This is a genomic window from Bacillus sp. BP-3, from assembly GCF_028401955.1.
GTDB lineage: Bacteria > Bacillota > Bacilli > Bacillales > Bacillaceae_G > Bacillus_A.
This window is the reverse complement of the sequence record NZ_JAQOTJ010000002.1, coordinates 403296-424600: the sequence shown is the minus strand read 5'-3', so window position 1 is coordinate 424600 and position 21305 is coordinate 403296. Positions and strand designations below refer to the sequence as shown.

At 34.6% G+C, this 21305-nt stretch carries 17 protein-coding genes, 2 pseudogenes and 2 other annotated features; of the genes and pseudogenes, 13 read left to right on the top strand and 6 right to left on the bottom strand.

Annotated features, from left to right (window positions below; genetic code table 11):
* The first annotated feature begins 145 nt into the window (after nt 1–145).
* On the top strand, nt 146–976 hold the full coding sequence (locus tag PLX19_RS05105) for a hypothetical protein (protein ID WP_272187410.1): 831 nt from the start codon (nt 146–148) through the stop codon (nt 974–976).
* Nucleotides 977–1398: 422 nt separating this feature from the next.
* Here PLX19_RS05105 and PLX19_RS05100 read toward each other — a convergent pair whose 3' ends face one another.
* Complete coding sequence (locus tag PLX19_RS05100; RefSeq protein ID WP_272187409.1) at nt 1399–1974, bottom strand: recombinase family protein; 576 nt, start codon at nt 1972–1974, stop codon at nt 1399–1401.
* Nucleotides 1975–2940: 966 nt separating this feature from the next.
* Between PLX19_RS05100 and PLX19_RS05095 the strand changes: the two genes are divergently transcribed.
* The 4 genes from PLX19_RS05095 to PLX19_RS05080 all read left to right on the top strand — a co-directional run bounded on the left by PLX19_RS05095 (nt 2941) and on the right by PLX19_RS05080 (nt 6234).
* A complete protein-coding gene (locus tag PLX19_RS05095; protein ID WP_272187408.1) occupies nt 2941–3432 on the top strand; it encodes a hypothetical protein in 492 nt (163 codons plus the stop codon).
* A gap of 826 nt (nt 3433–4258) precedes the next feature.
* On the top strand, nt 4259–4573 hold the full coding sequence (locus tag PLX19_RS05090; RefSeq protein ID WP_272187407.1) for a hypothetical protein: 315 nt from the start codon (nt 4259–4261) through the stop codon (nt 4571–4573).
* Between the two features lie 191 nt (nt 4574–4764).
* Nucleotides 4765–5352 carry a hypothetical protein gene (locus PLX19_RS05085; protein ID WP_272187406.1) on the top strand — a complete coding sequence of 196 codons (588 nt, stop codon included), beginning with the start codon at nt 4765–4767 and terminating at the stop codon, nt 5350–5352.
* A 225-nt stretch (nt 5353–5577) separates the two neighbouring features.
* Entirely contained in the window at nt 5578–6234 is a 657-nt protein-coding gene (locus PLX19_RS05080) for a sigma-70 family RNA polymerase sigma factor (RefSeq protein WP_272187405.1), read from the top strand.
* Nucleotides 6235–6755: 521 nt separating this feature from the next.
* On the opposite strand, the pseudogene PLX19_RS05075 reads toward PLX19_RS05080, so the two are convergent.
* Nucleotides 6756–7184 (bottom strand): annotated as a pseudogene (locus PLX19_RS05075) (hypothetical protein).
* 184 nt (nt 7185–7368) lie between these two features.
* Here PLX19_RS05075 and PLX19_RS05070 point away from each other — a divergent pair.
* The 6 genes and pseudogenes from PLX19_RS05070 to PLX19_RS05045 all read left to right on the top strand — a co-directional run bounded on the left by PLX19_RS05070 (nt 7369) and on the right by PLX19_RS05045 (nt 11941).
* A complete protein-coding gene (locus PLX19_RS05070; RefSeq protein ID WP_429757332.1) occupies nt 7369–7821 on the top strand; it encodes a stress protein in 453 nt (150 codons plus the stop codon).
* 500 nt (nt 7822–8321) lie between these two features.
* A pseudogene (locus tag PLX19_RS05065) lies at nt 8322–8420 on the top strand (HAAS signaling domain-containing protein); the annotation flags it as partial.
* Nucleotides 8421–8493: 73 nt separating this feature from the next.
* The gene (locus PLX19_RS05060; protein WP_272187404.1) at nt 8494–9117 is read left to right on the top strand and encodes an NDxxF motif lipoprotein; all 624 of its coding nucleotides are present in this window, start codon (nt 8494–8496) and stop codon (nt 9115–9117) included.
* A gap of 363 nt (nt 9118–9480) precedes the next feature.
* Nucleotides 9481–10419, top strand: a complete 939-nt coding sequence (locus tag PLX19_RS05055) for a phosphotransferase enzyme family protein (RefSeq protein WP_272187403.1) — start codon at nt 9481–9483, stop codon at nt 10417–10419.
* A gap of 443 nt (nt 10420–10862) precedes the next feature.
* A complete protein-coding gene (locus PLX19_RS05050; RefSeq protein ID WP_272187402.1) occupies nt 10863–11255 on the top strand; it encodes a DUF1259 domain-containing protein in 393 nt (130 codons plus the stop codon).
* Between the two features lie 248 nt (nt 11256–11503).
* On the top strand, nt 11504–11941 hold the full coding sequence (locus PLX19_RS05045) for a BclA C-terminal domain-containing protein (protein ID WP_272187401.1): 438 nt from the start codon (nt 11504–11506) through the stop codon (nt 11939–11941).
* 117 nt (nt 11942–12058) lie between these two features.
* Here PLX19_RS05045 and PLX19_RS05040 read toward each other — a convergent pair whose 3' ends face one another.
* Nucleotides 12059–12712: a YdeI/OmpD-associated family protein gene (locus PLX19_RS05040; protein ID WP_272187400.1), complete on the bottom strand. Its 654-nt coding sequence runs from the start codon at nt 12710–12712 to the stop codon at nt 12059–12061.
* Between the two features lie 194 nt (nt 12713–12906).
* A complete protein-coding gene (locus tag PLX19_RS05035) occupies nt 12907–14235 on the bottom strand; it encodes an amino acid permease (protein WP_272187399.1) in 1329 nt (442 codons plus the stop codon).
* Between the two features lie 108 nt (nt 14236–14343).
* Nucleotides 14344–14573: a binding site (T-box leader), on the bottom strand.
* 46 nt (nt 14574–14619) lie between these two features.
* Nucleotides 14620–14849: a binding site (T-box leader), on the bottom strand.
* 322 nt (nt 14850–15171) lie between these two features.
* On the opposite strand from PLX19_RS05035, the gene PLX19_RS05030 reads away from it, so the two are divergent.
* Nucleotides 15172–16059, top strand: coding sequence for a DMT family transporter (locus PLX19_RS05030; RefSeq protein WP_272187398.1), 888 nt, complete (start codon nt 15172–15174; stop codon nt 16057–16059).
* Nucleotides 16060–16261: 202 nt separating this feature from the next.
* Here PLX19_RS05030 and PLX19_RS05025 read toward each other — a convergent pair whose 3' ends face one another.
* Together PLX19_RS05025 and PLX19_RS05020 are read right to left on the bottom strand one after the other, a co-directional pair.
* A complete protein-coding gene (locus tag PLX19_RS05025; RefSeq protein ID WP_272187397.1) occupies nt 16262–16894 on the bottom strand; it encodes a VC0807 family protein in 633 nt (210 codons plus the stop codon).
* Nucleotide 16895: 1 nt separating this feature from the next.
* A complete protein-coding gene (locus PLX19_RS05020; RefSeq protein WP_272187396.1) occupies nt 16896–17360 on the bottom strand; it encodes a carotenoid oxygenase family protein in 465 nt (154 codons plus the stop codon).
* A gap of 1066 nt (nt 17361–18426) precedes the next feature.
* Here PLX19_RS05020 and PLX19_RS05015 point away from each other — a divergent pair.
* The gene (locus PLX19_RS05015) at nt 18427–21282 is read left to right on the top strand and encodes a 2-oxoglutarate dehydrogenase E1 component (protein ID WP_272187395.1); all 2856 of its coding nucleotides are present in this window, start codon (nt 18427–18429) and stop codon (nt 21280–21282) included.
* The last annotated feature ends 23 nt before the right edge of the window (nt 21283–21305 follow it).

Below are 21305 nucleotides of genomic sequence, written 5' to 3'. Positions count from 1 at the left end.
AACTATCACCATTACAAATGTAGAATAACCATAAAGGTATTTAGTTTACAATAAAGTTTTTTAAATATTTGTAATGTATAATAAAGGTATAAATATCTTCATGCAACTAATGAACTTAGAATTAAAAATGAGGTGATTAAAGGATATGAAAAACGAGTGTGTGGAAGAAAACCCATTACAAAGGTTTCATGATTCAATGTCGCACTTATTTGCGATAAGTGCTACTTATGATGATTTACCTTCAGATTTAATTAGAGAAATTTATGCTTTAATAGATAATTATTATTTAGAATCTTTATCTATATTACGTTCTTCAGTTAAAACTGAGAAACGTATTTTAAGTGAAATAGAATCGAAATTAGAAGAATCAAGAAAAAGATTACAGAAGCTAGCGGAATTAAAGAAGGAAATGGATGAATCAAATTTAGAGTATGCAAATTATACTCAAGCTACACATGTAGCGAATAGGGAATTTCAATTTAGACAGATAGAATTAGAAGGCGAAATGTCTTCTCTAGCAGCCCTTGTAATGCTTCTAAGTTTACTAGAATCTACTTTATTTCGTCTAACTAGGACACTTATTGAAGCTAATTCAAGTCTTCCCAAGATGCATGATGTGATGAATAGAAGTGATAATGGTATCGTTAAATATCTTAAATATTTCGAGAAATATATAGAAACACAAGAACAATCTTTTATTGTCGGCACGAAAAAATATGAATTACTAAAGTTTTGGTTAAAGGTTAGGAATAATATTGTACATAGTAATAATGTAGCAAGTGAGGAGATTCTAAAGGATTCTAAAAAATTAAGAATAGATATTTCGATTGATGGGTTTACAAAAAAATTTAGATTTAAACATGATGATGTAATGGCATTGGGAGGATTATGTGGCGAAATTTTAGATGATTGTATTGAAAAAGGTTTGTATTATTATTTTAAAGTTGAAGAAGTGATTGCTGAAAATAACGTCTAGTTAAAACGAATAATAAAGTGGTGAAAAAATATAAAGTTGTTTAGCCAAGACGTACCAGTCCACCTACTTATTAAGGCTAGTTACGACATCAGCAATAAGTCCGATGGTATTGAAACAGTATAAAAGGTAAACAACGAGTAATGACGTTCATACGTCGTTACTCGTCTTTTTTTATAGCCTAGTTCGTGTTAAAACGCGTCTACAGGCTTGATAGGGATGTTAAACGAAATATTCAAGAAATACCCCAAACGTTCACTATCTGTAATCTTTCAAATTGAGTAGAAATCCCAGCGAATCCGCGTCATTACTGCATTTGTGTGGTGTACCGTTATTCAATCAAAATAGGTAGATGGGAATGTAATCTAGTAAACAGGCATGTCATACGATGGCATGAAAGAGGACAACAAAAAGAGGAATCCTTTTTACAGAATCCCTCTTTCTTTTGCGATCGCATATAGTGATGACCGCGTTATATTATATTCCTCACAAATCTTCTTAACCGTGTATCCATTTGTTTTACGGTTTGCTAACATTTCTAAAGCAGTATTCAATGCCTTGTTCTTATCATGGTACTTTTTCGGTTTTGTTTTGTATTTACCGTTTGCTTTTGCTATTGCTATGCCTTCACGTTGGCGTTCTAGCATTATCTCACGTTCAAATTCTGCAACGGACAATAAAACATTCATAATGAGTTTGGAGGTTGGAGAACCATCGAATAAGCCCATGTTAAGAATATGAAGTTTAATTCCTTTTGTTGTTAGTTCTTCAATTAACGAAATACCGCCCTTTATCGTTCTTGCTATTCTATCAATCTTCGTAATCACTAAAGTGTCCCCAGTGTTTAATTTTGAAAGCATTTCTTGTAATCCTTCACGGTTTAAATCTTTTCCTGACTTCTTATCTTGGTATATGTATTCCGCCCCAGCCTCTTCTAATGCTTTAATTTGTGCGTCCAAATTCTGTTCTACTGTACTTACTCGTGCATATCCGATAATCATGTGTATTGTCCTCCCGTTGCCCTTATTTCTGTCCTTATTATAAAACGAGAAAATGGACATGTCAAATGGACGGTATAAACCTCATGAAATCAACAAAGGACATAATGTCCAAAATATCCTGCCCTAATGGACGTTTTATAAATTTAAAGGGGTGACGTCTTTGTATCCCCCTACCCCATTTTATGTGTGACCGCTTTAATATTGTGGTGGTTATTTTATGTAGGGGTGCCGCTTTAATAAGCGGGCTATTTATTGTAGGGGGCTACTTCTTAAAGGGCGGTATCTTTAATCCTGGGGCATACGTTACCCGCCTCCTAGTTCCCCGCTATCAGCTGTTTAGTTTTGAATAATAATATTCAATTGTTGTTATTGAAAAGAAAGATTGTGTGTTATCAGCCGTTCCGGTTCTCATTCTGTTATTGTTATTGTTCTTCTTCTCTTATTCTTTAGCTGTTTCACTACTATTCTTTCTTCTGTTTATCTCTATAATTATTTGTACCAAAAACATTCGAATATGAAACATCTTTACTTATCTTTTGTTAGTATTGTTGTATCAATGCATTTGATTGTACCAAAACAATGTACCAAAACCTTTCTTGTTTTTTTCTTTCATTTAAACTTTCATTCAACGAATAAATATATTTATAACAATAACTCTTTCAATAATTGAATCATCACAAGAAATTTTAAATACAAAAATAATTACAAATATGTTGAAACCCCATCCAACGGGGGACGGGGGGCTATTTGTCTGTAAGTAAGGCTTTCTAGAATACACGGAATATTTTTTTGTTGGATACGAGAAATAGGATTGATATTTATAAAAAATTAATAGTTATTTTCTGTTCTTTCGAGTTCTGTTATGCGTTATAAAGTTGAATCAAAAGGAAATATGGTGATATATGACGAAGACACTGTTTTAGTAGATGGTTTTTATCTTATTAATATTGTAAAGGGGTGTATGATTTGAACGTGCAGGAGGTAATAAGACGTCTTAATAGTGGTATATCATTGGTAGAATTAGCAGAAAAAATAAATGTTTGTGAGAGTCAATTAAGAAATGCTTTGGAAGGATTGGAGTATTCCTTGAAAGAGGGTGAGTGGAATTATGTTGGGGGAAAAATTGGTCCTCTTATGCAAAATAAAAATAAATCCATCTTCGAATTTGTATCGAAGAAAGAAGAAGTGAACTTTACACCTGAACAAATTTTGATTTTAAAAAAGATTGCTGATCATCATATAGAAGCTGAAAAGATTCAAAAACTTAAAACAGAAATATCTACTGAAATTAATAAGCTTCCTAAAGGAGAAGAAATTCGCGAAAAAATAGTGATAAACAATGAGATTTTGAAGAGATTGAATGCTTTTTCAGATAAATTAGAACTTCGTCAGATGGATATTATTTCATTGGCTTTATCAGATTTATTGGGTAAATATGAAATTGATAATGTAAAGTAACTTTAATTAATCAAAAATTGTGCCTTCGACTATCTAACCGTGAAGAAACATTAGAGGATTTCTGAATGATCAAAACGACCATATAGAAATGACGCCATATGTTGCAACCGTTAAGAACGAACACGGCAACACGCGAAAGGATTAGTTGATTGGAACCCTTCGGTGTATATTTAACAAAAGGTTACCGTATCGGTGACCTTTCTTTTTTGTATAGGTAACCCATGCGGTGACTTGGGATATAGGTAATAGGTCACCCGTGTGGTTACGTATCTTTTTCATAATAGGTCACCCCCTGGGGTGCTACTAAAAGAACTTAATCTTTTCTTTAAAAGAATTAATAAAGATTAAAAGATATTAATTAAAGGGGACATATATCTATGTTTCAAATCGGAATAATTACAACATTAGTTCTGGCCGTTAACGAGATGATAAAACGATAAGAATACGTTCCAAAAAGACTTATTCCGTTATCGTCTATCTTGCTAGGAATCTTATTTATGATTCTTTCAGGACAAAACACACTTCAAGAAGCTGTTTTCATAGGAACAGCGATCGGATTATCCGCAAATGGATTATTCGACATGACAAAGCTTGTTACTAAAAAGTAAATAGAGATTTATCGAAACTACCCGTTAGACGTCATATTTTGGCTTCTAACGGGTTTTTTGTATATTCTAAGGTATTTATACCCTTAAACCGAAATATCAAACGCTAGACGCCTTGAAATTAAAATTCTATTAATCACAAAATATGTGTCACAAAAAATGTTCCTTGTACTAACTAACAGCGAAACAACAATAATAAAACATTTCGGAGGTAATTTACTATGAAACAAAACGAAAAACATATAAGTGTGCTGGAAAAAGTGAAAGGTCTTCTATTGTTACCCAACACTTTTATAACAAGTACTAGGGAAGCGGCGGGCTTTTTCGGTGTTGATGAAGAAGCGATTGTACAGCTAGTCGAGGAACAACAAAAAGAATTCGTATACGACGGCTATATGAAAACAGACAAGTCTGCCTGTGAATATTCAGGCGTATTAACTAAACGTTCTATGCTACGCCTGGCGTGTTTATTGGACAATTCGGAAGTTGCTATTGAGGTAAGAAATCAGCTATTGAATATCGAAAGCAAAATGTAAAAAAGTAGCCGCGAATTAATCGCGGTTATTTTTTTATTATTTACGTCACACTTCGTTTTCCTCCTACTAATAAACGGCCAATCAAGAGATGTTAACACGTCCGAAAACTGGGCGAACTAAATTTATTTTGAAAAGGACGTCACAAATCGGGAATTCATCTACGAACTAAAGGTGAAGGAACAAAAACGGACATGAAGCACATTCCTATAAAACCAATCGGAGGAAACACAATGACAACATTATTATCAGTACCAAACGCAACGCAAACAGGAATCATCAAAGTAAAAGGACAAGAACTAGGCATACGTTACGTTATCGCCGACAACATTTTTTATTACGCACTCAATGACACTATGCGATATCTGGAAATCAAAGGAGTTGCGTCAGCACTAGCAACAAAAATTTCAGCTGAATATAGAGGGAAACATTCTATTTGTGGTAGCACACCGATGTATGTAGTTGACCTGGACGGGTTACAGGAACTTATTGTTATTACCGGCGGTATAGAAGAATTACCGCTGTGGGAATTAATCGGACATGTATACGAAAATTTCAATACAGTGAAGGAAGAAAACTACATTGATGGATGTGCTTGTGAAGAAGAAGACGCATATCCATTATTAGACCACCGACTTGAACTTGATGTTCTAGCTAACTTATTTGATGATGCCTATCAGAACGGTGACACGAAATTTATGCACCTGTTTTTCCATCAAGTAGCGAATTATCTAGACCAAGCACATAATGCAATCGAAAAAATGGAGTTAGCACAAAATTAGTGATAAAGGTGTGCGTCCAAATTTATATACTCATTTCTTATCTATTTGATAGGTGATATGTAACAGGTTAAGGCGGGGATAACGTTACTAGCGAGGTGGCGTTATTCACGTTATAGCGTTACTAGTTGTATTCGTGCCTTATCGACACTCATACAATACGATATTTTATTCGATATCCGCACAAGAAAATGAAAAAAATTTAAATAATTTATGGAGAACAATATAATGGCTACAACCTCAATTGCAGAACATCAAAAAACGAAGGCGGATCGCGTCCGCCGTTTATATAGTTTACGTAAAAGAATGCAGATTTTAGAAGTAGAAGAACTTTGGGAATCATATGCAATGCAGCGTTTAGAAGAAGGAGAAAACGCATTTGATATTGTGCTTAATAACCCAGGAATAAAACGTATCTTGCAACGTAACCTATACCAACTAGATAATGGTTGGAAGAAGAAGCGTATTCCACGTGAGGATTTTGAAAGCATTCTATTAGAAAAGTTATGGACGGTGTTTCGTGATTATTCGTGGGCTGAAGATTTATTTGTATACGAACATATTACAAAAGCACTGAAAGACGCGGCGTATGACCTCATTAAATTAAATCTGAAGACCGATAAACGAAAAGCGAACTATAATGACGTTGAAGTGGTGTGTACATTTGACAGCTACAAGTCCAGTTCTTGCGTTGGGGATGTAGATACAAAACTCTTAATCCAACAATATTGTAATGACCAGGAACAACGTTTACTGATCGCTTATCTCGATAATCCAGGAATACCATATGCAGAACTTGGGAGAATGTACGGAATAAACCATCATACGAAGGTAAAACGTACTATTGATTCGGCGTTACATAAATTGAAACAAGCCGTAGCGTAAAGTAAGGACATTTAGATTGGCGTATACGACATTCTATTTGACTCACCTATACATTTGTATTCGAATAGTCTAGCAAACCACTTGACTACCTTTTCCAACTACTATAAAATTATTTTAACTTTAACTAGAAGTAAGTGGTTCGTTTTACTTACCGTTTCAAATATATAGTATTTATGTCCCCTACCCTCCTGTTCCCTTGACAGGGTGGAGGTCGCTGGTTCGAACCCAGTCGGGATCATATATTTTTATGAGACCGTATTCTACAAGGGTTTGTAGGTGTTAATGTTTTATACTTTATACACCAAAAATCACCCTAGTGTTGCGGTCATTTACTTTTTAGGGTGCAAGTTATTCACGTCTTTTTATACGGTAAACCAAATTACCGATATAGGGAGGCTTTTTATTTTGTCCAGAGCAGGTAAAAGAGGTAAAGCAAAGTTAGGTCGTACAAATGTTGAATAAAGTTTACCTAAAACTCATGTAGAAATGTTATTTTTATGTAAGTAAGGTATTTTCCCCTTTTAATCGTGTACTTGCATACTCAAACAAGAAATGCCCCTAGTCGTTTTAAACATATATTCTTCATAACAACATGCATAATAACCTTCTGTTTCTAATTTGACCCAATAAACTTCTTCTATTTCTTGTTCAAACTTATTCAATAATTGTCCTATTATATATTCTTTCAGTGTCAATCCATTTAAATCATACCCGTGTGGTATTGTTCCAAATCAAGAAGTTTCACCATCAGAATATTGGCAAACAAGGAAATCCTTCTTCCATTCTTTCATCTGTATGAGTTCTATTGTGTCATTACTAGTAGCATATGTATCCTTATATATATCTTCCTGTTTATTTCCCGATAAGTGAATAAGCTCATAATCATTGCTCACTTGCTGCCCCTCATTAACCCTAGCAAAGTCACTTAAAATTTTATTTATCATTTCCATAGTTAAATTCCCTTAAATTTAACGACTCCTCAGCTAAACGTTAACATATATTCCTTTGATAATTAGTTAGAATTTCTCAAGCGATGCCTTTCCGACACTAAATTATCAGGAACATAAATACATTTATTGTTATAATTAAATGCATAACATGTTATAGGGAGTGGTCAATTTGAAAAAGGCATTGATTGTTGGGGCACTATGTTTATCGTTAGCCTCTTTAACGGCATGTGGGAATACTAGCGAAAAATCACCCACTGAACCAAAGCAAGAAGCGAAAAAAGAAAAGAAAGAAACAAAGGTAACAGTTGATTCTTTTATTACTGAATTTAAAAACGCCGGCTTACAAGCGGAGAATCCTACCGATCTACCTCAAAAAGAATTTGGTAATATGCGTAAAGAAGGTAAACGTTTATTGGTACCATCACTTGGTGAAGATAACGGCGGAAGACTATTTGAGTTTAGTAAAAAAGAGGACTTAGAAAAGGCTAAACAATATTACGATGAGTTAGGAAAATCCGGTCCAATGCTCTTTTCACATACATACGCAAAAGGTAACTTTTTATTACAAATGAATGGTGAAATGAAGGACGAAGAGTTCGCAAAATATAAGGATGTAATGGACAAACTAGTGAAATAACGCAAAAAAGAAGCCACCTTCAAAGAAGTACTCCTCCAAATGTTAGACACAGTGTAACATTTGGAGGGGTACTTCTTTTTACCGACTATAATTTAAACGTTTTTAATTTCTTCTAAATATAAGCACTGTAAAGCCAATTCTTCCGAAAGTTCCGAACGGCTATGTATCAGACGTTGGAGACTGCCTAAATGTAAACCGTTGTAAAACGATTAGTCCATTTCTTCCTATTTGATCATTCCTAATATTTTGATTTATTTTATCCCTTTTTAAAATGGATATAGTACTCATCAATTCACGGTATCGATAATATTATAGTACCTTGCAAAATATACTAGTTAATGGTATGTTTAGTAATAATTGGATATACATTAAGTGGAACTTTCATATTAAAGGTAGTGAGAGATCCTGTAAACATACAATTTTAAAAGGTATGTTAGAACTAATAGCTTTAGCGATACTACCGAGAGTGATTAATCATTTTATAAAGGAAGGTGGTTTTAATGAACAAAAGTGAATTTTTAAAACAACTTGGCTCTTCCCTGAAGAATATACCAAATTCAGAGAAAAAAGATATTATTTCAGAATATGAAACTCACTTTTAGTAAAGTATTTAAAATGGAATTTAGCCATTTTACAAAGGTATTAATTAAGCAAAAAGGAGATGAGATTAAAATGAAAAAATATACTTTATATCTACTCATGTCTCTCACTATTGTATTTATTTCTGCTTGTTCACACGATACACAATCTAATGAAGTAAACGATTCACGTTATGATAAATTAAGCAATGTACAATCTATTAAAGATGTTACTATTAAAATTCCAGAAAATATATTCGACTCTCAAAAAAAGAATGAAAATATTAATGAAGATGAAATGAAACAAAGTATAAAAAATTATTTAGATTATAGTTGGGAGTTAACCGAAAACATCGTTCCACTTTCTTCAACAATTTCTGATGAGAAGGTTACTGAATCCGATCGAGAAAAATTACAAAAACTAATGGATTTAGCCAAAAAGAATGATGCGAATTTCCATGATTTTATTAGCAATAATAATATACCTGCTGATTATCAAAAACCTTCAAAGGAAATCTATGAATATATTTCATCATCTACGGCACTTTTATTAGAAATGCAACAGGAAATAGACAAACTCTCGCAAAGTGGTAACTTGTTAAAAACAGATTTTTCTTTTACAAAACGTTTTACTACAGTTAATGGTAGAAAACAAAAAGAAATCGAAAAATTTCTGAACGAAAAAAATATTAAAACTACATATTTCAATCAACAATAGTATATTCCCTTCAAAATAGTCACTAAAAAAGGCTACTTTGAAGGGGATTTTTTGTGGAAGGACTATAAAGCGAAACTTTAATCAGTGTTTTTTTCTTATCCCCCACCCCTATCTTCCTTTCCTCCGCCGAATTTTGAGGTGCCCACACAATACCATAATAGAATAAATATAATAATAGTCATTGTTTTATGGAACTAGGGGGTGGCTGTATCGGAGAGATTTAGTACTCGCAAAATATATGCACCATTTCTCAAATCTTTTCAAGGAAAAGTTTTTCCAATCTTGATATACTATAAAGTGCGAAGGAGGTTAGTTTTATAACGAAGTCTTTATCTATATTAGATTGGAGGAATTAAAACGTATATGGAACAAAAGATACTTGAATTACTTAACGAAATATATCCAATGCATTTTATTAAAGTCGAATCAGTAACAACTGAAATGTATCGTTGTATAGCAGAGCAAGGTAACTTCTTCGCTAGAATAACGAACTATAAAACATACGATGAACAGTTAGAAGAGGTTACATATACAAATTTTTTATATAATGAAGGATTTGGTGTCCCGCTATGCATATCTTCTTTAAATGGTAAATTAGTAGAAAAGATAACACTTGATAAGGACGTTTTAACTGTTGTATATAGTTCAGCTTCTGGTGTCCACTTACCAAAAAGTCAATGGAACGCCAATGTATTAAAAGAATTAGGTCGGCAAATTGGTAGATTACATCGTTTATCAAGGAAATTTGAAAATATAATGCCTACTAAATATATCAACGATTGGTATGATAATGAGGAATATGATTTTCATAAATATATCCCTAAAGAAGAAAGCACTATTAGAGAAATTGCACATAATGTGTTATCTACAATTAAAAATTTACCAAAATGTCATTCTACATATGGCTTACTACATGGGGATTTATGGTTAGAAAACATTTTAGTAGATAGTGATTCGAAATTAACAATGGTTGATTTTCAAGATTGTGAAAAACACTATTATATATTCGATTTAGCTGTTCCAATATATAGTGCGTTGGAGTATTCGTTTGTAGGGAATGGCAACATAGTTGATTATGGGCGTTCTATTACGAAAGCAATAATTGACGGATATCAAGAGGAAAATGATATATCTCCAGAGATGTTAGGAAAACTTTCTCTATTTATTAAATTAAAGGAAATATTTGAATATAACTTAATGCATATGTACTGGAATAAAGAAAGGTTAACTGAAGAACAAATACGAATAATGAACCACTTTAGAATGAGAATCGAACACAATTACTCTATTCTGAATTTTTAATCAACTATTGCTATTAAACTAAAGCACGTCAATCATACTCAGGGACCTGATGTAAAACTTCCTATGGCACTTGCTATACTTGTGCATTGAACTACCCCCACCTACCGTTGCACTTCTTACACGCTTGAGGTGGGGGTCTTCTCTCCAGATATGATAAAATCAGGAGTTATTAGTGAATATTTCAAAACAACGCACTTTATGTTATATTCCCATTTCAAAAAATCTCCTCCGTTGCTTTAAGGTCAACTTATACTATTCTTAATAAATTCACAACTTCCCTACTACAACTGCCTGTACAACTTTAATTGAATCTTAATAAGATATTCTAAAGGACAAGTCTGGAAGTTTCAGGTCTTCTAGTTACAGATCCTTCATTACGATTTCAAGCAAAAAGAGGAAAATTGTAGAAAACAAAATAAAGTGTAAAGAAGGTGATAAATACGATGATAAACAATGAAGAAACACTTTGTAATAAGTTTGCAAAAATTATAGGCGGTCAATCAGGATTTGCGGGCGGAAAGTGTGTCGCTACAATATCTCGAGATCAAATAAGCGCAACGATTTTAGGAAAGAGATTTGGAGTGACTTCTTCTTTCTCATTCGAATCAATAGATGATTTAAGTGGCAAAGCTTTATGTTTAGGAAGAGTAGCACTTTTACAAAATGAAGTGGAGCCATTTATTACGGTAATTCTTGCTCAAGGAATACTAGTTTCGTCTATCCACAATGAATGGTTTTTCGATAATCCACGCTTAATTTATGTTAATATCGAATCTGTTGAAGAACCATTGACTTTTGCAAGAAAAGTTAGGAAAGCCTTAAAAACGACTCGATGATAATCTTTGTACCAATTAAAGAGACCTCTGTCGACTGCCGACACTAAACTAGCACTCCCCTCTTTCAGTTTCTAGCTATGGTCCCTGCCATTCGAACTGTTCCTCTCACTGTAATATTCCCCTCGAAGAGTTAGTCTTCACGGCATTTCAAAAATATACACAATTCATTTTTCCTAGACAAGCATACACTCCCTTTCTCCTTACTCTCATACAATGTTAAAAAGAGTAAAATAAGGAGGTGCATAATAATGCCAAAACCAGCCTATGGCTACGTTACACTTGTAGGCAACAATCCTATAGGAGTCAGATCAGGTGAAAACGTAAAATTTAATAGAAACGGTCCATTGAATCATATAGTATTTAACCCTCCTAGTGACACCTTATTCATTCCTAAAGCAGGAGACTATAAAATCGAATTTATATTATTAATAGATGGTCCCGCTTCTACTTCCGTATATGGTTTAATTTTAAATAATTCTCTAGTAGGTGAACAACTTACTAATTACGGTATACAAAGACTAGTGGATGGAGCGAGTCTGATGCTCACAGGACAAGCTATTATCCATATTCCTAAACGTTCCACACTGCAACTTAGAAATATAGGATTAACTACTGATGTGTTACTACCAATTTTAAACGGACAGAAAGTTAATGCTGCGTCATTAACTATCGAGAAGCTTAGCTAGTAAGATGTATTTATGCAGCAAAACGAAAAGCCTCAATCCTTTGATAAAAAAGGATTGAGGCTTTATGCATTTCGACTTAGATTTAAACATTAGGGATAAACAAGGTTATAGCCTTCTTTATTTCTTCCCCCTACGAAACAAATCAATTGTTTTATACCCTTGCGAAAGAATATCAACCATTTGTTGATGACGTTTATCGCGCGTTTGTTGTTGCTTTGCTGAGAAGATGTGACGTGCCCAGTCTTTTTGATATCCAGGTGTTAAGCTTTGGTAAAACTTCAGTTCGTTTGGATGATCGGATAATAATGCTTCCACATCTTTCACATTGTTCTCATAATCGGCAACACACTGGCTGGCAGCTGCTGTTTTCTTTGCTTTCTTTGTTTCTCGTTTTAGACCGACTACAGTGAAAACGTCATCCATACTTACCATACGGGAAAATTTAATATCACTATTATCTATATATCCATCTTCGCCAACGTTCAATGCTGGGAACATTTCATCTCTATGAATAAAGGTTTCATAGCGCTTATTCCCTTTTTTCGGGTATGCGAAAAATATATAGCCTTTTTCAAGTAATAGTTGTTCATCGTTAAGGAATTTTTTTGTGTGCATGACCATTTCATCAAGTGTTTCTACAAAAATGAAAATAGCATCATGTTCTTTTGAAAGAGTCGTTTTTTGTTCAGTGAAGACATTGTAGTCACTTGGTTGATTGACTACGGCCATGTTTTTGAATTTCGTTAGTTTTAATTTATCGATAATTGTCATAATAGGCTCCTTCATTTTTAATTTATTACAATGTAAATTCCATTTATTTCCCATTAAATCATTGCACTAATTCCAATAAAGTTTACCTTATTCATAGAAAAATGTCTGTAAAAATAGTCGCTTATACTTTCTTAACATAAAAAGGCAGACCAATGCATAGTCCGCCTTTCATCTCTCTTAAAAATGTAGTATTGCTATACTTTTTTCTTTTTGCCTACAAAAGCAGAACATAGAATTAAAATAATTAAAATGCCTAAACAAAGAAAGATACTTGCTCGGTTTTGATCGCTGAATGTAAATGCCACGCAGCAAATACTTAATGTAATTGCAGTAAATAAAGTTGCATATGGAAATCCCCATACTTTAAAATGCGGCAACTTTGTATATGTTTTGCGAAGCTTCAGTTGTGCTAAACATATGCTGACCCATACCACTGATACTGTAAATCCTGGGATTGCCATTAAGTATCCAAAAACACGGTCAGGTGAAAAGTATGCGACGAATGTGCCGCCAACAAGAACGATGGAGCTTAAGATAACGCTATATACGGGAACACCGTTCTTCGCAACATATGAAAATTGTTTCGGTGCTTCTCCTTCTGCAGCTAAGGAATGCAGCATACGTGTACAGCCGTAAATACCGGAGTTTGCCGCCGACAATACCGCTGTGATTAGGACGAAGTTCATAATATGAGCCGATCCTTTAAACCCAACTGCTGATAATACTTGTACAAACGGGCTTGCTTGGTTGCCAATTTCATTCCATGGAATTAATCCACAAATAATAAGGATTGGAAGTGTATAGAATAATACAATTCTCCAAAATACTCCTTTAATCACTTTAGGTAATACCTTCTCTGTATCCTTCATTTCTGTTAAAGTCAATCCGATCAGTTCGGAACCACCGTAAGAAAAAATTACAATTAATAATGCGGAAAATACACCTGACCAGCCATGCGGGAAAAATCCCTGGTGCTGTACGTAGTTTTGCATATAGTTCGTTTCAGTACTTGGAATCACTCCGAACAAAATAGCTCCGCCTAAAATAAGGAATAAAACAATCATCGTAATTTTAATTCCTGCAAACCAAAATTCAAATTCTCCGTAATGCTTTACATTCATAAAGTTAATAGCCACAATGAAAATTGCACTTATAAAACTTAAAGACCATAAAGACATGGAAGGAAACCAATATTGCAGAAAGCTTCCTGCAGCGATTACTTCAATGACGCATACAACTAACAACATGAAGCAGTACATCCATCCAATTACAAACGACACGTTTGACCCAAATGCTTTACGAATAAATCCTTTCATATTCATCCCTGGATAAGCGATGGCCATCTCCGCAAGTGCACTCATTACCACAAGCAGCAATAACCCTGCAAACAGATAAGAAAAAATAACTGCTGGCCCCGCTATTGATACTGTTTCAGAAGTCCCTTTAAATATACCTGTGCCGATTGCTCCTCCGAGTGCCATCAAACGGACATGCCGCGGCAATAACCTTTTTTGTAATTCCATAATGTTCTCCTCTCATTTTCATATAAAGATTTTTAATTTTACAAAAGATTTTATTGGATCAATTGTAGTTTTCCTTTTTATAAAAAAAAAATCGTCCCTGTCCTACATGACAGGGACGATTTACACCGCGGTACCACCCTAATTGCAGACTAGGTCTGCCTCTCGACTTTGTTAACGATCTCATATTTGACCGTCTTTCCCTCATAAAGATTGTCCTTTATTTCGAAAAAGATGCTCCAGGATTGAAATTCACACTTATTTATGTACTGATTCACACCTTCCATCAGCTCTCTGAAACAGGGAAATAAGTATTACTATATTCCTTTCACTGCATTTCCAATATTATGTTTTTTATATAATAAAAAAGTCCCTACTGATTGTATCAGTAGGGACGAATATATCGCGGTACCACCCTAATTGCAGACCGAGTCTGCCTCTCGATTTTGTTAACGATCTCATATTTGACCGTCTTTCTCTCATAAAGGTCGTCCTTTACTTCGAAAAAGATGCTCCAGGATTGAAATTCACACTTATCTTTGTACTGATTTGCACCTTCCATCAGCTCTCTAAAACAGTGAGATAAGCACTACTTATATTCCCTTCATTGCTCAATTTTATTTTAATTTATATGACGTAGCTACAATCTTTAATAAGTATGTTTTGTATTATAGAGCTTGCATTAATATTCTGTCAATAGTTTTTAAAAATACTTTTTTGAAAAACAATCTATGCTCTCTTTCCTATCGAAAGTTACAGTTATAAACCTTACTGAAGTCAAAAAAGAGAGTCACCTATGTGACTTATCAATGAATCTGGAAAGAAATAATTTTCGACTCATGATAATGAAATATTTTTATTTTAAATATTCCGAATTAATATTAAAATGAATAAGAAGAGTATATAGAATTACAAATTATACATAACGAGGAAATAGAGATGAAAACGCAATTAAAAGCTGATTTAATGCTACTACTGGTTACATTTTTTTGGGGTGCATCCATCTTACTTACAAAGGTTGGGCTCACATACATAGAAGAATATAATTTAATCTCATTACGTTTTATGATTGCTTTTCTTTTATCAGGCATCGTATTTTACAAACATTTAATCAAAATTGATTTTAAAACTGTAAAATATGCGTTTATATTAGCTTCTATTTTGTTTATCGTTTATGTTTTTGCGACTTTTGGTACAAAGTATACAACCGTTTCGAATGCTGGTTTCTTAATGAGTCTCACTGTCATATTCATCCCGATATTATCATCTATATTTTTAAAACAACGGCCTGAAAAAAAGGTTGTATTAGCAATCGTTTTAACGATTGTCGGAATTGGACTATTAACATTAAATAGTGACTTAAAAATCGGTTACGGTGATATATTATGCATATTATGTGCTTTATTTTACGCCGTTCATATCATCGTTACTGGAACCATGACTAAGCATGTGAATTCCATCGCTCTTGGCGTATTACAACTAGGGTTTGTTGGTCTATTTAGTATCATTTTCTCAATGTTTATGGAAACACCAAAACTTCCTAATAATTTCGAATCATGGTTTTCCATTTTAATATTAAGCATATTTTGTACTGCAATGGCCTTCATTGTCCAAGTCATCGCGCAGCAACATACGACTCCTACACATGCAGGTCTTATTTTTTCATTAGAGCCTGTATTTTCTGCAGGGTTCGCTTTCTTTTTCACAGGTGAAACTCTCACATTGAAAGGTTACTTAGGTGCAACACTCATCTTATTAAGTGTATTAATTGCTGAAATGGACTTTAAAAGTGTATTAAAACTAAATTTTAAGAGGCATATAGAATAGATATTTCGAAGTGGTACATAGAAATAATTCTCCTAACCTAGATTCTCTTCGGATAGCACTGATTATGCGAATAAAAAAAAGCGCCCATCTTCGGGCGCTCTTTTCGTTATAAACGGATGGATAACCAATTCCATCATGATTTCTTTTTTCACCATTTTGTCTCTTGTTGTTCACAAATCAACACAATAAGATGGTTATCGTGTCATCCTCTTTTTGTTGGATCTATTTTTTGACGTGATTTTCTGCGATACAGGACGGTCCAAATAATTGCAAGTCCAATGAATCCATACGTAACCAAATTAGAAATTGCTAAAAATGTCGATACTGAAAGGTTATAGACAAGTACCACTTTCAGCAACGCTTCGCCTAATAAGACAATCCCCCACCCTGTTGTCATGATTCGTAACACTTTACGAAAGTAAGGGTTGTTCCACTTATCAGCAAAAGACGCCTGTTCTTTTTCTGTTTTCCCGACAGTAAATCGTAAGGCGAAATAATAAATTAGCGGTCTTCGGGTAATAAGAGAGCCAAGGAAAATTAACCCCATAACTCCTGTAACAAAGGATTCCCGAACTAAAATAAGTCTTTCGTCTCCGCCAAGGAGAGCAGCAATAATTGAAAGAATAAATCCAACTAACATAAACACTGCAAATGCATCCCATTTTCTATACTTCAGAAAATAGATTATAGTTTCTACTAAAGGAATCATTGTGGCAATTGTGAGCGCCATGATATTTGACACATGCCCTAGTAACAGCTCGTAAACTAAAATGGGCAATGCCGCATTAATAAGTAAAGAAAGGATAATTCCACGTACAATTTGTTTCCGTTCCATGTTACATCCCCTCCTCTGTATATATCCCATGAAATCCAAATGGAATATGATCTTGGAATTGATAAACACCTACAGTATTTAAAGTTAGTGGATCAAATTCGACTATCCCAGGCGATTCAGTTAAGGCCAGAAAATGATGGTCCATTTTCATAATATTAACGTTCGTGTTATTTTTGCCTCCTGCGGTTCCAGATGATCCAAATCCAGCCAATTGTTTTCCCGCTTCCATTACATGATGATAGGCTTCGGTTCGTAGGAAGCGATTTGTATATGACACATTTCCACGGTGAAACGAAAACTTATGGATCATTGCTAATCCATCAAACCAGTGCCCTCCCGTAAAATGGACAGGACCATTTCGAAACAAACTACCAGACAGCCATATAGGAATCTGTCCTTGAATTGGTAAGCTTCCAATTTCTACTTCTTTATTTAAACTACTTAACCCTTTTTGAAACGTATTCAATTCGCATTCCTCCCTTAAAAGTCACGCCAGCAGAAATGGGGGGTCTTACCCCCCACGAATAGTGGGCTAAATGTGTTCTACTTTCCCATTAGCCAAAACATTACTTAAAAAATATGTTCGCTACTCAATAAAAATCACAAATCTTTCTGCAAAAATTGTATTGATAAATTTCTTTAGTATTATTTTCTAATCATTGCCTTCTATAATATTTCTCCTTTTTATTAGCTTCTATTAATTTACACAACTATTCACTCAAACTATCATAAAATATTACATCTTAAAAATATGATTCTTTCTATTACAAGAGTTGAGAGCTTTGTTACAAAAATAAAAAAGACGGGAATTTTTCCCCGTCCTTTATAAGGCTAATTACTAACGTTTCGGACTTATTATTAATAAGGCAATTCCTATACATAATTTGATTATTGCATCAATCATTCCAAATATCATAAATGATGTTCAATATTTTCTTATATATTTATTACTTCCTTAAAGAGAAAATCACGTAGGTTCAACAACAAAAATAACTACATAAACAATGAATAGCCCCTAAACAAGATAAAAAGTTAGTACGACTTATACTGTAGTCTTTCTTTTTGATACTATCTATTAAAATAGTATCAATCCATTTACAACAAGAATATATAAAATATAGTAAGACATCCCCTTCTACTCTGATATTACCTCTCTCAACGAACTGAATTGACGATCAATTCTAAATTTTATCTTTTTTCCTATTATACTTTGTAATATTGTTGTATAATATTTTTGAAAGCGCTTATTATTGTAGTATACATAATTTAAAACGTTTTCGCTTGAATGTTCATAATTTTCTTTATAATTTTAGGTGGTAATTCCATTTCCATTTTATCCCTAGATAGTAGTTTTATTGTACAAGTTTCACTTGGTAATCATAGTAAATTTCTGGGTGATAAGTAATTGTGAACGTTTTTTTACAAAACAGATAAGTAATAACGTTTTGTATTATGTAAATTATCGTAATAACATAAGAATATAAAATGAATTGCACTCGTTACTGGTTCTAACGAGTAGGAGGTTTTGTCAAATGACGACGAAGAATACAAATACAAACAGTCCTTGGGCTAAGTTCCATGGTCCAAACCTTGGCTATGTCATTGAACAGTACGATCGTTATGTAGCTGGGGAAGGTTCTGTTGATCCAGAGTTAGAAGAGCTTTTCGCAAGTTGGGGTGCTCCTCCTTTTTATACAGATTTTACAGCGGGCACTACTAGCGGCTCTCATTTATCTTCTCAAAACAATACAGATATAGAAAAAGTTCTAAAAGCTGCAAAAGTTTTAGAAAATATTCGTTCATACGGTCACCTTTCTGCACATATTAATCCGCTGGAGGAAAAAGTGGATGGGCAGTTTTCTTTAGAGGGACTAAGCGAAAATGATTTGAAAGCGATTTCAGCGAAAACAGTTTGGGCAGATGCACCTGCTGATGTTCAAACAGCGTATGATGCTGTTAATAGATTAAAAGATGTGTATTCAAAATCTTTAGCTTATGAGTTCGCTCATGTTCAAGATAGTGAAGAACGTGCATGGCTGCAACAAATGGTGGAATCCACTTCCTTGTATCATCCACTATCAAACGAGAAACGAATTGCTGTTTTAAAACGATTGACAGCGGTTGAAGGTTTCGAGCAATTTTTGCATAAGACATTCGTTGGTCAAAAGCGCTTTTCTATCGAAGGCGTTGATATGCTAGTTCCTATGCTTGATGAAATGATTTCTGAAGGCGCTAAAGGCGGCGTGAAAGATATTATGATCGGGATGGCTCACCGCGGACGTCTTAGTGTACTCGCTCATACATTAGAAAAACCATATAGTCACATGTTCACTGAATTTAAACATTCAGCACCGATGCAGGGCACTGATAAGAACAATATCGGTTGGACTGGTGATGTGAAGTATCACTTAGGTAAAGAGCAATTGATTGGATCTGGAGAAGCTCTTACACGAGTTACTTTAGCAAATAACCCAAGTCACCTTGAATTTGTAGATCCAGTTGTAGAAGGATTTGCACGTGCTGCTCAGGAAAATCGCGAACAAGCAGGTTATCCAACGCAAGATGTTTCTAAATCTTTCGCAATTTTAGTACACGGTGATGCTGCGTTCCCTGGTCAAGGTATCGTACCTGAGACACTGAACTTAAGCAGACTGAAAGGTTATCAAACAGGCGGAACGATTCATGTTATTGCGAATAACGCAGTCGGATTTACAACTGATAGTTATGATTCTCGCTCTACAAGATATTCAAGTGACCTTGCGAAAGGCTTTGATATTCCGATTGTACACGTAAATGCTGATGATCCTGAAGCTTGTCTGATTGCAGCTACTCTTGCTTTTGAGTACCGTACGCTATTCAAAAAGGATTTCCTAATTGACTTAATTGGATATCGCCGCTATGGTCATAACGAAATGGATGATCCAGCAGTTACACAACCGAAAGTATACAAAAAGGTTAGCAAGCATCCAACTGTAAGAGCTTTATATGCTGAAGAGTTACAGGCAAAAGGCATTCTAAATGCTGAAGAAGTAGAAACAATTACGCAATTTATACAAGAGCATTTGAAAGCTGAATATAACCAAGTTTCTTCAGATAAAAAAGAAGTATCTGCTAACGTTGAAGTTCCAGAAGTAGTTGCAAACGGAATTCCAAAAATGATGACAGGTGTTCCATTAGAAACACTTGAAGAATTGAATACAAGTCTTCTTGAGTGGCCAGAAGGTTTTAACGTATATCCAAAATTAAAGAAAATCCTTGAACGTCGTGAAAGCGCATTTAAAGATGGCGGTAAGCTAGAGTGGGCAAATGCCGAAGCGTTAGCGTTTGCTTCAATCTTACAAGACGGTACGCCAATTCGTCTGACAGGACAGGATTCAGAGCGTGGTACATTCGCACAGCGCCACGTTGTATTACATGATACAGAAACGAACGAAACGTATTCGCCAATGCATCGCTTGCCACAAGCACGCGCTTCTTTCGCGGTTCATAATAGTCCGCTTTCTGAAGCTGCTGTTGTAGGATTTGAGTATGGCTATAACGTATTCTCTCCTGAAACATTGACAATGTGGGAAGCACAATACGGTGACTTCTCGAATACAGCGCAAGCATTGTTTGACCAATTCGTTTCATCAGGAAGAGCAAAATGGGGTCAAAAATCTGGTCTTGTTCTCCTTCTTCCTCACGGTTATGAGGGCCAAGGTCCTGAGCATTCCAGCGCTCGTCCAGAACGTTTCTTACAGCTTGCTGCAGAGAATAACTGGACAGTTGCAAACTTAACAAGTGCAGCGCAATATTTCCATATCCTGCGCCGCCAAGCAGCAAGTCTTGGAACTGATTATGTAAGACCATTAGTAATTATGACGCCAAAGAGCTTGTTACGTCATCCACTTACATCTTCACCTGCTTCTGAGTTAAGTGAAGGCAGCTTCCAAACAGTTGTAGAAGAGCCGAACCTTGGAACAGAAACAAGTAAAGTGAAGCGTCTTGTATTAACTACAGGTAAGATGGCAATCGATTTAGCAGTAGATGTCGAATCGAACAAGAAAGAACATACGCTAGATGAAGTGCATATCGCTCGCGTTGAACAGTTATACCCATTCCCTACTGAGAAAATCCAAGCGATTGCTGAGCGTTTTGAAAACTTGGAAGAGATCGTATGGGTACAGGAAGAACCAAGAAATATGGGCGCATGGCATTATGTTGCACCAATTCTATTCGAACTTGCTTCTGACAAAGTAAAAGCGAACTATATTGGACGTCCCGATCGTTCAAGTCCATCAGGTGGCGATCCTCATGTTCATAGAAAAGAACAAGAATTGATTATTAATAAAACTCTTAATATCAATTTCGAGTTACAACAAGAACAAGAATTTGTTCACAATAAGTAATACTGTTAACTTCTTGTGAATGG

Coding starts and splice junctions, on each gene's coding strand:
- PLX19_RS05105 (WP_272187410.1), top strand. CDS start 146: ATGAAAAACGAGTGTGTGGAAGAAAACCCATTACAAAGGTTTCATGAT.
- PLX19_RS05100 (WP_272187409.1), bottom strand. CDS start 1,974: ATGATTATCGGATATGCACGAGTAAGTACAGTAGAACAGAATTTGGAC.
- PLX19_RS05090 (WP_272187407.1), top strand. CDS start 4,259: ATGAAACAAAACGAAAAACATATAAGTGTGCTGGAAAAAGTGAAAGGT.
- PLX19_RS05085 (WP_272187406.1), top strand. CDS start 4,765: ATGAAGCACATTCCTATAAAACCAATCGGAGGAAACACAATGACAACA.
- PLX19_RS05080 (WP_272187405.1), top strand. CDS start 5,578: ATGGCTACAACCTCAATTGCAGAACATCAAAAAACGAAGGCGGATCGC.
- PLX19_RS05060 (WP_272187404.1), top strand. CDS start 8,494: ATGAAAAAATATACTTTATATCTACTCATGTCTCTCACTATTGTATTT.
- PLX19_RS05055 (WP_272187403.1), top strand. CDS start 9,481: ATGGAACAAAAGATACTTGAATTACTTAACGAAATATATCCAATGCAT.
- PLX19_RS05050 (WP_272187402.1), top strand. CDS start 10,863: ATGATAAACAATGAAGAAACACTTTGTAATAAGTTTGCAAAAATTATA.
- PLX19_RS05045 (WP_272187401.1), top strand. CDS start 11,504: ATGCCAAAACCAGCCTATGGCTACGTTACACTTGTAGGCAACAATCCT.
- PLX19_RS05040 (WP_272187400.1), bottom strand. CDS start 12,712: ATGACAATTATCGATAAATTAAAACTAACGAAATTCAAAAACATGGCC.
- PLX19_RS05035 (WP_272187399.1), bottom strand. CDS start 14,235: ATGGAATTACAAAAAAGGTTATTGCCGCGGCATGTCCGTTTGATGGCA.
- PLX19_RS05030 (WP_272187398.1), top strand. CDS start 15,172: ATGAAAACGCAATTAAAAGCTGATTTAATGCTACTACTGGTTACATTT.
- PLX19_RS05025 (WP_272187397.1), bottom strand. CDS start 16,894: ATGGAACGGAAACAAATTGTACGTGGAATTATCCTTTCTTTACTTATT.
- PLX19_RS05015 (WP_272187395.1), top strand. CDS start 18,427: ATGACGACGAAGAATACAAATACAAACAGTCCTTGGGCTAAGTTCCAT.